Genomic DNA, 12,503 nt, shown 5'->3' with positions numbered 1-12,503 from the left:
CGCCGCGTCCCGCGAGCCCGCCGCAGGCGACCCCGCACCGGAAGACACGGAGGCATCCGCATGAGCCTGCTCGAACTCGACGACGTGAAGGTCCACTTCCCCGTCAAGCGCGGCATCCTCTTCGACCGGACCATCGGTCACGTCTACGCCGTCGACGGCGTATCCCTCACCGTCGAGGCCGGGCAGACCTACGGCCTCGTCGGCGAGTCCGGCTGCGGCAAGACCACCCTCGGCCGGGCCGTGCTGCGGCTGGTCGACATCACCAGCGGCAGCGTCGTCTTCGACGGCACCGACCTGGCCGCGCTGCCCGGCGAGGAGATGCGCCGCGCCCGCCGCCGGCTGCAGATGGTCTTCCAGGACCCTCTCGGCAGCCTCAACCCCCGCCAGAACATCGAGTCGATCCTGGCCGAGGGCATGGCCGCCCACGGCATCGGCGCCGACCGCACCGAGCGCCGCGCCCGGATCACCGAGATCCTCGACCGCGTCGGGCTGCCCACCGGCGCCCTGTCCCGCTACCCGCACGAGTTCTCCGGCGGCCAGCGCCAGCGCATCGGCATCGCCCGCGCCCTCGTGCTCGACCCCGACCTCATCATCTGCGACGAGCCGGTCTCCGCCCTCGACGTCTCCATCCAGGCCCAGGTCCTCAACCTCCTCGAAGAGCTCCAGCAGCTCATGGGCCTCACCTACCTCGTCATCGCCCACGACCTGGCCGTGGTCCGGCACATCTCCGACCGCATCGGCGTCATGTACCTCGGCGCCCTCGTCGAGGAGGCGGACAGCGACGCGCTCTACGCCGAGCCCCGCCACCCGTACACCAGGGCGCTGATGTCGGCCGTGCCGGTGCCCGACCCGGACGTCGAGGACGGGCGCGAACGCATCCTCCTCAGCGGCGACCTGCCCTCCCCGGCCAACCCGCCCGCCGGCTGCCGCTTCCACACCCGCTGCCCGTGGCGGCAGCCCGAGCGCTGCGCAACCGAACGCCCCGCCCTGGCCGACGTCGGCGACGGCCACAAGGTGGCCTGCCACTACGCCGCCGAGATCGCCGACGGCACCCTGCGGCCCAACCGCGAGCTGGCCCCGCAGCTCCTCCGCGACTCCGGCACCCCGGCGGAGAAGACCGCCGCCAAGGAGCTGCCCGTCGTCTGACCCGTCCGTCTGGCCCGTCGGTCTGGCCCGTCGTCCGACCTCCCCCCGGCATCCTCCGATCGGGGGGCTTAGGGCGACGGCCCGCCCGTCGCCGCCGCGGATGGCCCGCACGCCACGGCTACGGTCGAGGCGTGAAGGCCATCCGACGCTTCTCCGTACGCCCCGTCCTCCCCGAGCCGCTCCACCCCCTCGGGGAGCTGGCGCTGAACCTGCGCTGGTCCTGGCACCCCGACACCCGCGAGCTGCTGACGTCCGTGGACCCCGAGCGCTGGCAGGCCGCCGGCGGGGACCCCGTGCGGCTGCTCGGCCTGGTCTCCTCCGGGCGGCTGGCCGAGCTCGCCGCCGACCGCCGCTTCCTGCGGCGCCTCGGACTCGCCGCCGAGGAGCTGCACGAGTACCTCACCGAGCCGCGCTGGTACCAGCGGGCCGACGCCCAGACCGGCGGCGAACTGCCGCGCGCCATCGCGTACTTCTCCCCGGAGTTCGGGATCACCCCCGCCCTGCCGCAGTACTCGGGGGGCCTCGGCATCCTCGCCGGCGACCACCTGAAGTCCGGCAGCGACCTCGGCGTCCCGCTCATCGGCGTAGGCCTGCTCTACCGGCACGGCTACTTCCGGCAGAGCCTGACGTCCGACGGCTGGCAGCAGGAGCACTACCCCGAGCTCGCCCCGCACGAGCTGCCGCTGACCCCGCTCACCGAGGCGGACGGCACGCCGGTGCGGGTGCGCCTCACACTCCCCGGCGACGACCGGACCCTGGCCGCCCAGGTGTGGCAGGTGCGGGTGGGCCGCGTGCCGCTGCTGCTCCTGGACTCCGCCGTGGCGGCCAACGGCCCCGCCGAGCGCGAGATCACCGACCGGCTCTACGGCGGCGGCAGCGAGCACCGGCTGCTGCAGGAGCTGCTGCTCGGCATCGGCGGCGTCCGCGCGGTGCGGGCGTTCTGCCGCATCACCGGGCACCCGCGGCCCGAGGTCTTCCACATGAACGAGGGCCACGCCGGCTTCCTCGGGCCCGAGCGCATCCGCGAGCTGGGCGAGGAGGCGGGCATCGGCTTCGACGCCGCGCTGCGGGTGGTGCGCGCGGGCACCGTCTTCACCACGCACACGCCGGTCCCGGCGGGCATCGACCGCTTCACGGAGGAGCTGGTCGCCCGCCACCTCGGCGCGGAGTTCGCGGACCTGGACACGGGGGAGCTGCTGGCGCTGGGCCGCGAGCCCGAGAAGGCCGAAGACGGAGACTTCTTCAACATGGCGGTCCTCGGCCTGCGCACCGCGCAGCGGGCCAACGGCGTCTCCACCCTCCACGGCCGGGTCAGCCGCGAGATGTTCGCCCCGCTCTGGCCCGGCTTCGACGCCGCCGAGGTGCCCATCGGCGCCGTCACCAACGGCGTTCACGCCCCCACCTGGACGGCCGAGCCGGTGCAGCGGGCGAGGAACGCCGGGCGGCGGCTCGCCGACGCCGAGCTGTGGGAGCTGCGCCGGGCCCTGCGCGAGCAGCTCGTCCACGACGTGCGCGCCCGGCTGCGCCAGGCCTGGCGGCAGCGCGGTGCCGCGGCGGCCGAGCTCGGCTGGGTCGCCGACGTGTTCGACCCGGACGTCCTGACCGTCGGCTTCGCCCGGCGCGTGCCCTCCTACAAGCGGCTCACGCTGATGCTGCGCGACCCCGAGCGGCTGCGGGCGCTGCTGCTTCACCCCGAACGCCCCGTGCAGATCGTGGTCGCGGGCAAGGCGCACCCCGCCGACGACGACGGCAAGCGGCTGATCCAGGAGCTGGTCCGCTTCGCCGACGACCCGGCCGTGCGCCACCGCGTCGTCTTCCTGCCCGACTACGGCATGGCCATGGCCCGCACGCTGTACGCCGGCTGCGACGTGTGGCTCAACAACCCGCTGCGCCCGCTGGAGGCGTGCGGCACCTCCGGGATGAAGGCCGCGCTCAACGGCTGCCTCAACCTCTCGGTGCGCGACGGCTGGTGGGACGAGTGGTTCGACCCCGACTTCGGATGGGAGATCCCCTCGGCCGACGGGCTGGCCGCCGCCGAGCCCGAGCGGCGCGACGCGATCGAGGCCGCCGCGCTCTACGCCGTGCTGGAGGAGCAGGTCGTGCCGTGCTTCTACGAGCGCGGCGCGGGCGGCCTGCCGGTGCGCTGGCTGGAGATGGTCCGCGCCACCCTCGACCGGCTGGGGCCGCGCGTGCCGGCGGACCGGATGCTGCGGGAGTACATCACCGGCTTCTACGCCCCCGCCGCCGCCGCGCACCGCGCGCTGAGCGCCGAGGCGGCGGGGGAGCTGGCCTCCTTCGCGGCGCGGGTGCGACAGGAGTGGCAGCGGGTGGCGGTGGAGGAGGTGGAGCACGGGGACGAGCCGCCGACGCTCGGCGGCACGGTGACGCTGCGGGCCCGCGTCCGCCTCGGCGACCTCGACCCCTCGGCCGTCGAGGTGCAGGCCGTCACCGGCCGGGTGGACGGCGACGACACGCTGGCCGACCCCGGGTACGTGACGCTGAAGCAGCAGGGCGGCCCCGATCTCGACGGCCGCTGGACCTACCACGGCGAGCTGACGCTCCACCGCCCCGGCCCCTTCGGCTACACCGTCCGCATCCTCCCCGCCCACCCCCACCTCTCGCACCGCGCCGAACTCGGCCTCCAGGCGCTGCCACGCTGATACGACGGACGGCTCCGCCCCGGGTGGAGCACCTGACGACGGAGCCTCACCCGCCGGCCCCCGCTACGCGAGGCTGTCCCGCCACGCCCGGTGCAGATCGGCGAAGCGGCCCGTGCCGCCGATCAGCTCCGCCGGCGTGCCGTCCTCCACGATCCGCCCGCCCTCCATCACCAGCACGCGGTCCGCGATCTCCACCGTCGACAGGCGGTGCGCGATCACCACCGCCGTCCGCTCGCGCAGCACCGTCTCCATGGCGTGCTGCACCGCCTTCTCGCCGGGGATGTCGAGCGAGGACGTCGCCTCGTCCAGGATCACCACCGCCGGGTCGGCCAGCAGCACCCGGGCGAACGCCACGAGCTGCCGCTGCCCGGCCGAGATGCGGCTGCCGCGCTTGCGGACGTCCGTGTCGTACCCGTCGGGCAGCGAGACGATGAAGTCGTGCGCGCCGATCGCCTGCGCGGCCTGCTCGATCTCCTCCCGGCTCGCCTCCGGTCTGCCGATCGCGATGTTCTCCGCGATGGTGCCGGAGAAGAGGAACGCCTCCTGAGTCACCATCACCACGCCGCGCCGCAGCTCCGCCATCGTGAGCTCGCGCAGGTCGGTGCCGTCCAGCAGCACCCGCCCCTCGCTCGGGTCGTAGAACCGGGCCAGCAGCTTGGCCAGCGTCGACTTCCCCGCTCCCGTCGCCCCGACCAGCGCGGTGGTCTCCCCGGCGGCCAGCCGCAGCGAGAAGCGCGGCAGCACCTCCCCGCCGGTGCGGTAGGAGAACGCCACCTCATCGAAGACGACCTCCCGGCCCGGCCGGCCGTCGGGCCGGCGCGGCAGCTCGACCGGCCGCTCCGGCTCGGGCACGTCGGGCCGCTGGGAGAGCAGCCCTGCGATCTTCTCCAGCGAGGCGGTGGCCGACTGGTAGCCGTTGAGGATCATCGCGAACCGGTCGATCGGGTCGTACAGCCGCCGGATGTACAGCGCCCCGGCCGCCAGCGCGCCCAGCTCCATCTCGCCGGAGGTCACCCGGTGGGCGCCCCACAGCACGATCGCGGCGACGGCGACGGAGGCGATCAGCCGGGAGAGCACCACGAAGCGCCCCAGCTCCAGGATGGTGTCGCCGTTGACCCGCTCGTGGCGCCGGTTGAGCTCGTCGAAGGCGTCGTCGTTGGCCTGCTCGCGGCGGAACGCCTGCACCGGGCGGATGCCGCCCAGCGTCTCGGAGAACTTCACGATGACCCGCGCCATCGCCGTGGACCGCCTGCTGAACCGCGCGGCGGAGCGGCGGCGGTAGTTGCGCACCAGCAGCCAGATCGGGATGAACGACAGCAGCGCGGCGACGCCCACGCCGACGTCGAGGTAGAACAGCAGCGAGCCGATGTAGACCACCGACACGAGCATCATCAGCATGTCCTGCAGGCCCTCGTCGAGGAGCTCGCGCAGCGAGAGCACGTCGCTGGTGGAGCGGGAGATCAGCCTGCCGGAGGTGTACCGGTCGTGGAAGTCCAGGCTCAGCGCCTGGGCGTGACGGTAGATCCGGCCGCGCAGCTCCAGCAGGATGCTCTGGTTGATCCGCGCGGAGGCCCGCACGAAGACGTACTGCAGCACGCCGCCGGCCAGGGCGCAGACCAGGTACGCCACGGCAATGGCGATCAGCGGCCCGTTGTTGTCGTCGCGGACGGCGGGCACGCCGGTGTCGATGGCGTACGCCACCAGCAGCGGGACCGCCTGCACCGCCGCCTGCTGCGTCAGCAGCAGCGCCACCGCGCCCGCGACACGGGCGCGGTGCGGGCGCAGCAGCGCGCCGAGCAGGCGGCGCGAGGCGCCCTTCGGCGCGGGCAGCCGGTCGGCGTCGAAGGGATCGGGCTCCCGGGGGACGAGCGGCAGGTCGTCCTCGGGCTCGCGCTCGGCCGTGGTCGGGGGAGTGGTGCTCGTGCCGGTCGTCATCGGGCGCTGACCTCGCTCGGCTCGCGGCGGTCGGGCTGGTCGGGCTGGTCGGTCTGGTCAGGGCGGTCCGGTGGGCCGCCGGGGCCGGAGGGCGGCGCGGGCTCGCCGGCCGGCTCGCCCGTCATCAGGTGGCGGTACTCGGCGTTGGCGTGCAGCAGCTCGGTGTGGGTGCCGACGGCGGCGACCCGGCCCCCGGAGAGCAGCGCGACGCGGTCGGCGAGTTGCACCGTGGACGGGCGGTGGGCGACGACCAGCGCCGTGGTGTCGGCCAGCACCTCGCGCAACGCCGCCTCCACCCGCGCCTCGGTGTGCACGTCGAGGGCGGAGAGCGGGTCGTCCAGCACCAGGAACGGCGGCCGCCCGACGACGGCCCGGGCCAGCGCGAGGCGCTGCCGCTGCCCGCCGGACAGGCTCAGGCCCTGCTCGCCGACCTCCGTCTCCGCGCCCTGCGGCAGGGCGTCGACGAAGCTCTCGGCCTGGCTGACCCGCAGCGCGCGCCGAAGGTCGCCGTCCCCGCCCATCGCGATGTTCTCCCGGACCGTGGCCGAGAACAGGGTCGGCTCCTCGAAGGCGACCGCCACCAGCTCGCGCACCCGCTCGCGGGGGAGTGAGGCGATGTCGGTGCCGTCCAGGGTGATCCGGCCCGAGGTCACCTCGTACAGCCGGGGGACGAGGTTGATGAGGGTGGTCTTGCCGCTGCCGGTGCCGCCGACCAGCGCCATGGTCTCGCCGGGCCTGATGTGCAGGTCGATGCCGCGCAGGACCGGCCGCGCGTCGGGCGGGCCGTCGGGGTAGCGGAAGACGACGTTCTCGAAGCGGATGCCGCCGTCCTGGCCCGGGGCGCCGGACGCGGCGGGCGCCGCCGTCGGCTCCGGCTCCGGCTCCGGGGGTATCTGGGTGTCCATCACCTCGAAGAAACGGTTGGTCGCGGTGGCCGCCTCGTTGGTGAGGGCCAGCAGGAAGCCGATCGACTCCACCGGCCAGCGCAGCGCCATGGCGGTGGTCATGAAGGCGACGAGGGTGCCGGCGGTCAGCTCGCCGTCGGCGACCTGGGTCACGCCGATCACCAGCGCGGTGCCGAGGAACAGCTCGGGCAGGCTGAGGATGACCATCCAGATGCTGGCCAGCAGCTTCGCCTTGCGCAGCTCGGTGGTGCGCAGCCGCTCGGAGAGCGCGTGGAACGCCCTGGCCTGGCTGCGGTGCCGGCCGAAGCCCTTGATCACCCGGATGCCGAGGATCGATTCCTCCACCACGGTGGTGAGGTCACCCATCTGGTCCTGGGCGCGGCGGGCGGCCACCGAGTACCGCGCCTCGAAGGCGACGCACAGGGCGATCAGCGGCACCACGGGCGCGATCACCACCAGGCCCAGCGTCCAGTCCTGGGCCAGCAGCACGCCGCAGCCGATGAGGATGGTGGCGCTGTTGACGATGAGGAAGGTCAGGCCGAAGGCCAGGAACATCCGCAGCAGCTGCAGGTCCCCGGTGCCGCGCGAGAGCAGCTGGCCGGTGGCCCAGCGGTCGTGGAAGGAGACCGGCAGCCGCTGCACGTGGCGGTAGAGCGCGGCGCGCATGTCCGCCTCGACGCGCGTCAGCGGCCGGGCCACCAGCCAGCGCCTGAGCCCGAACAGCAGCGCCTCCACCACGCCGACGGCCAGCAGCACGCCGCCGCCGAGCCACACGCCCGCCGTGTCGCCGTCGGCGACCGGGCCGTCGACGATCCACTTCAGCACCAGCGGCATGACGAGCCCCATGGAGGCGGCGACGATCGCCACCCCCGCGGCGCCGAACACGCGGGCGCGCACGGGCCTCACGTACGGCCACAGCCTCAGGAGGGAACGGACGACGGATCGCTTGGCGGGAGGACTGGGTTTTCGGACAGGGGCGGCTGGGGCTTCGGCTGTGGCAGACATCGTTAACGAGCCTACGGTTCGGCACTGACACTGCCCACCCGGTTTTTGGGCCTACGTCCCAGGACCGACCGCCGGGGGCGGCGGCCGGGCCGTCCCCTGTCAGTGCGGCCGCCTACGCTGGCCGGCATGAGTCAGAGCCAGGCACAGACACAGCAGGCGGAGCTGCGCGAGCTGCAGACGGCGCTGCGGACCGCCTCCGACATCGCCTTTGACGTCCAGGCGCCGGCCGGGGAGCAGGCCGAGGTGCTGGTGGACGCGCTGCGGCGGGCGCTGAGCGCGGCACTGGCGCTCAGCGACGGCCCCGGCACGACGGGCTGCCGCGAGCATCCGCGCGGCGCGATCGACCCGCTGTACGGCGACAAGGAGGACCCGCTGCCGCCCGGCTGGGGCAAGTGCCTGCTGTGCAACGACCGCCGCCGCCGCGCCAATGCACGGCGCGGCGCGATGGCGCTGCGCTGAGCTCAGCCGCGGGTCCGGGCTCCGCCCCGGGTCCCGTCGCCGCCCGCACCCCCGCCCACCCAGGCGTGGCTGGGACGGGCGGGGAGAGCGACCCGACGTCAGGGCCTGGCGAGCCGGAGTTCGAACCAGGTGCACTTGCCGTGGGGCAGCAGGTCGACGCCCCAGCGGTCGGCGAGCCTGTCGACCAGCCACAGGCCCCGCCCGCTGACGTCGAACTCGCGCACCGGCAGGTGGCACGGCAGCGCCCGCGACGGGTCGCGGACCTCGATCCGCAGCCAGCCGCGGCGTCGGCGGATCCGCAGGCCGAAGACCTCCGCGCCGGTGTGCTTGACGGCGTTGCCGACGAGCTCGGAGACCAGCAGCACGGCGTCCTCCGTGAGCTGCGGGCCGAGCAGCCAGCGCGTCTGAAGCTGAAGGCGCGTCAGCCGCCTGGCCGCCCCCGCGGACTCCGGACGGGACACCAGCCGCACCTCGCCCACCCACGGATCGTGCGTGAGATCCACCGCGCTCCCCGGCTGCTGTCCGGTCACTCCGGCCTCTTCGAACCGTTCGATCCGTTCGCTCCGCACCGGGGTCGGTATCGGGGTCTGTGACACAACGGACGCCGCTACTGACATGGCCCCCATCATCGCGCGCATATGCCAATCCTGTGGCCGTTCCGCGGTAACAGGCCCGTAAGGGCTACGTGGTCCCCGCGTGGCGGCGCACACATGCCCCTGGCAAGTGGCTACCACTCGCCCCAGTTCATGTTCCATCCGCTGAGGCCGTTGTCGGGAGCGATGACGGCGTCGTTGGAGTTGACGACCTCGACCACGTCGCCGATGAGCGAGTGGTCGTAGAACCACGCGGCCGGCGTCGAGTCGTCATATGCCCCCTGCACGTCCTCCAGGCCGATGCAGCCGTGGCTCGCGTTGTAGCTCCCGAAGGCGCCGGACGCCCAGTAGTTGCCGTGGATGAAGGTGCCCGAGGTGCTCAGCCGCATGGCGTGCGGCACGTCCATGATGTCGTACTCACCCGGGTAGCCCACCGTGTCGCCGTTCATCCGGGTCTCGACGTGCTTCTCGGTGATGACCATCCGGCCGTTCCAGGTCTCGTAGCCGGGCGCGCCCGTGGTGACGGGGATGGTCCGCCGCGTCTCGCCGTCCCGCACCACCTTCATCGTCAGCGCCTCGGCGTCCACCGTGCTGACCTGGCTGCGCCCCACCGTGAAGCTCAGGTTCTCGCGCAGCGTGCCGTACACCCCGTCGGCGCCCTCCACGCCCCGCAGCCGGAGGCTCACGCTCACCTCCGTGCCCGGCGCCCAGTACTCCTCGGGCCGGAAGTCCAGCCGCTGCTCCCCGAACCAGTGCCCCCGCACGTCGACCTCGGGCTCGGTGGTGATCCCCACCGCGTCCGCCACGGCGCCGGTGTGCTCGATCGGGGTGTCGAAGGTCAGCGACAGGATCATGCCCACGCCGACCTCCTGGCCGTCGTTGACGTTCCACGTGGTGCCGAACGTCGCCTCGGCGGCCACCGTGCGGAAGCTCGCCGTCCGGCTCCGCTCCTCGCCCGCCGCGTTCTCGCCCACCGCCTCGACCTCGTACCGGGCGTCGTTGGCCAGGTGCTCGCTCGGCGCCCAGCGCGTGGCGTTCCCCGCCAGCTCGCCCGGGACCTCGCGGCCCCGCCCGTCGGTGACCCGGACGCTGGTCAGCGTGCCGCCCTCGGCGGTGACCGCCAACTCGCCCGAGGTCGCCACGTCCCTCGCGCCGTCGCCCGGCGCGATCGCGATCTCCACCGGGGCCGGGGGCCTGACCTCGCGGTCGCCGCCGCCGGGCTCCTCCGCCCTGCCGCTCCCGGTGCACGCCGTGACCGCCAGCAGCAGCACGCCCAGCAGCGCCGCCACGACCCCGTTCCCCGCGGTAGCCCGACCCATGACCCCTCCCCGCATCCGCCGTTCCCCGCATCGGCCGTCCCGTGGCCGCGCACGGACAGGTAATCACAGGGTGTTTACCCTCGGGCCCCGGATTTGTCACCGTTCGATCGCGGGTGGCACCGGGCGCATCCGCCAGGTAAGGCCCTGGCCATGGCAAAATCCTTAATCCACTCATACGTGGCATAACTCCGCGAGGATCGTTGGGCGGAGGGATGGGAAGACACGGGACGACAGACGGGAGACGCGAGGTGGCCCAGGCACCGGCACCCGGGCGCGGGTCGGCGCGCGAGATCTGGCCCGGCCGCCCCCAGCCGCTGGGCGCCCGCTTCCTCACCGCGACCGAGGGCCCCGATGGCACCGAGGGCACCAACTTCGCGCTCTGGGCGGGCGGCGCCGACGCCGTCGAGCTGTGCCTCTTCGACTTCGACGATGCCGGCGAGGCCGGCGGCGTCGAGCGCGAGACCCGCTGCCCGCTCGCCGAGCTGACCCACGAGATCTGGCACGGCTTCCTGCCCGGCGTACGCCCTGGACAGCGCTACGGCTACCGCGTCCACGGCCGCTGGGACCCGGCGTCCGGCGCACGCTGGAACCCCGCCAAGCTCCTGCTGGACCCCTACGCCCGCGCCGTGGACGGCCACATCGGCGGCGGCCGGGAGATCCCCGCCGAGCTCTACGGCCACGTCCGCGACTGGCCCCGTCAGGAGCTGGCCGACACCGTCCGCGACGAGCGCGACTCGGCGGCGTATCTGCCCAAGGGCGTCGTCGTCCACGACCAGGACACCTGGGCCGACGACCGCCGCCCCGACACCCCCTGGGCCGACTCGGTCATCTACGAGCTGCACGTGCGCGGCTTCACCAGGCGCCACCCCGGCATCCCGCCCGAGCTGCGCGGCACCTTCGCCGGGCTCGCCCACCCCGCCGCCGTCGAGCACCTGACGAGCCTCGGCGTCACCGCCGTCGAGCTGCTGCCGGTCCACCAGTTCGCCGACGAGGACCACCTGCTGCGGCGCGGCCTGCGCAGCTACTGGGGCTACAACTCCGTCGGCTACTTCGCCCCGCACGCCCCCTACAGCGCATCCGGCAGCCGCGGCCAGCAGGTCGGCGAGTTCAAGTCGATGGTCCGCACCCTGCACCAGGCCGGCATCGAGGTCATCCTCGACGTCGTCTACAACCACACCGCCGAGGGCAGCCACCTCGGCCCCACCTACTCGCTGCGCGGCATCGCCAACCCCGGCTACTACCGCCTGGCCGACGACCCCCGCTACTACGCCGACTACACCGGCTGCGGCAACACCCTCCACGTCGTCCAGCCCCACGCGCTGCGCCTGATCACCGACTCGCTGCGCTACTGGGTGACCGAGATGGGCGTCGACGGCTTCCGCTTCGACCTCGCCGCCGCCCTCGCCCGCTCCTTCCACGACGTCGACATGCTCTCCCCGTTCCTCGCCGTCATCGCCCAGGACCCGGTGCTGCGCCGCGTCAAGCTGATCGCCGAGCCCTGGGACGTCGGCGACGGCGGCTACCAGGTCGGCGCCTTCCCGCCGCTGTGGACCGAGTGGAACGACCGCTACCGCGACACGGTCCGCGACTACTGGCGCGGCGCCCTGCCCGACGTGCGCGACCTCGGCTACCGGCTGTCGGGCTCCTCCGACCTGTACGCCTGGGGCGGCCGCCGCCCGTACGCCTCCGTCAACTTCATCACCTCCCACGACGGCTTCACCCTGCGCGACCTCGTCTCCTACGACCGCAAGCACAACGAGGTCAACGGCGAGGACAACCGCGACGGCCGGGACGACAACCGCTCCTTCAACTGCGGCGCCGAGGGCGAGACCGACGACGCCCGCGTCACCGCGCTGCGCCGCCGCCAGCTCCGCAACCTCCTCACCACGCTGCTGCTGTCCACCGGCGTCCCCATGCTGGTCGCCGGCGACGAGATGGGCCGCACCCAGCGCGGCAACAACAACGCCTACTGCCAGGACAACGAACTCGGCTGGGTCGACTGGTCCCTCACCGACGACCCGGAGTGGGAGCGGCTTCTCACCTTCACCCGCCGCCTGATCCGGATGCGCCGCGACCACCCCGTGCTGCGCCGCCGCGCCTTCTTCTCCGGCCGCCGCCACGGCCCGGAGGGCATAAGGGACCTCGGCTGGTTCACGGCCGGGGGCAGGGAGATGACCGAGGAGGACTGGTACGCCCCCAGCCGCACGCTCGGCATGTTCCTCTCCGGCCGCGACATCCCGCAGCGCGACCCCCAGGGCCGCCCCGTCACCGACGACAGCTTCCTCGTCCTGCTCCACGCCGGCGAGCGGCCGCTGGACTTCCCGCTGCCCGGCCCGCCCTGGGCGCGGGCGTACGAGCTGCTGGTCGACACCGGCCGCGAGGACCAGGCCACCCCGCCCGGCACCCGGCACCCGGCGGGCTCCCCGCTCAGGGTGCCGGAGCGCTCGGTGCTGCTGCTGCGCGCCGAACCGCCCGCCTGAG

The 12,503-nt window shown here is 73.7% G+C and carries 8 protein-coding genes; 4 read left to right on the top strand and 4 right to left on the bottom strand.

The annotated features are described in order from the left end of the window. Positions 1-60 precede the first annotated feature (60 nt). Together ACTWQH_RS13380 and glgP are read left to right on the top strand one after the other, a co-directional pair. Positions 61-1,146 (top strand): ABC transporter ATP-binding protein, encoded by a 1,086-nt coding sequence (locus ACTWQH_RS13380; RefSeq protein WP_443286704.1) that lies wholly within the window; start codon positions 61-63, stop codon positions 1,144-1,146. 131 nt (positions 1,147-1,277) lie between these two features. Further along, entirely contained in the window at positions 1,278-3,806 is a 2,529-nt protein-coding gene (gene glgP, locus ACTWQH_RS13375; protein ID WP_443286703.1) for an alpha-glucan family phosphorylase, read from the top strand. Positions 3,807-3,869: 63 nt separating this feature from the next. On the opposite strand, the gene ACTWQH_RS13370 is transcribed toward glgP, so the two are convergent. Both ACTWQH_RS13370 and ACTWQH_RS13365 read right to left on the bottom strand, forming a co-directional pair. Continuing rightward, positions 3,870-5,741, bottom strand: a complete 1,872-nt coding sequence (locus ACTWQH_RS13370; protein ID WP_443286702.1) for an ABC transporter ATP-binding protein — start codon at positions 5,739-5,741, stop codon at positions 3,870-3,872. Next, positions 5,738-7,651: an ABC transporter ATP-binding protein gene (locus tag ACTWQH_RS13365; RefSeq protein WP_443286701.1), complete on the bottom strand. Its 1,914-nt coding sequence runs from the start codon at positions 7,649-7,651 to the stop codon at positions 5,738-5,740. The genes ACTWQH_RS13370 and ACTWQH_RS13365 overlap by 4 nt, the downstream gene beginning before the upstream one ends. Before the next feature lie 126 nt (positions 7,652-7,777). Here ACTWQH_RS13365 and ACTWQH_RS13360 point away from each other — a divergent pair, with 126 nt between their 5' ends. Next, complete coding sequence (locus ACTWQH_RS13360; RefSeq protein WP_443286700.1) at positions 7,778-8,110, top strand: hypothetical protein; 333 nt, start codon at positions 7,778-7,780, stop codon at positions 8,108-8,110. A 98-nt stretch (positions 8,111-8,208) separates the two neighbouring features. Here the strand turns inward: ACTWQH_RS13360 and ACTWQH_RS13355 are convergent, their stop codons facing one another. Further along, on the bottom strand, positions 8,209-8,727 hold the full coding sequence (locus ACTWQH_RS13355; RefSeq protein WP_443286699.1) for an ATP-binding protein: 519 nt from the start codon (positions 8,725-8,727) through the stop codon (positions 8,209-8,211). Between the two features lie 110 nt (positions 8,728-8,837). Continuing rightward, the gene (locus ACTWQH_RS13350; RefSeq protein WP_443286698.1) at positions 8,838-10,022 is read right to left on the bottom strand and encodes a L,D-transpeptidase; all 1,185 of its coding nucleotides are present in this window, start codon (positions 10,020-10,022) and stop codon (positions 8,838-8,840) included. Positions 10,023-10,234: 212 nt separating this feature from the next. Between ACTWQH_RS13350 and glgX the strand changes: the two genes are divergently transcribed. After that, positions 10,235-12,502 (top strand): glycogen debranching protein GlgX, encoded by a 2,268-nt coding sequence (glgX, locus tag ACTWQH_RS13345; protein WP_443286697.1) that lies wholly within the window; start codon positions 10,235-10,237, stop codon positions 12,500-12,502. Position 12,503 lies beyond the last annotated feature (1 nt).

Source organism: Streptomyces sp. 6N223, from assembly GCF_052246635.1.
Taxonomy (GTDB): Bacteria; Actinomycetota; Actinomycetes; order Streptomycetales; family Streptomycetaceae; genus Streptomyces.
Note: the sequence above shows the minus strand (reverse complement) of the source record. Positions and strands in the feature narration are given on the sequence as shown.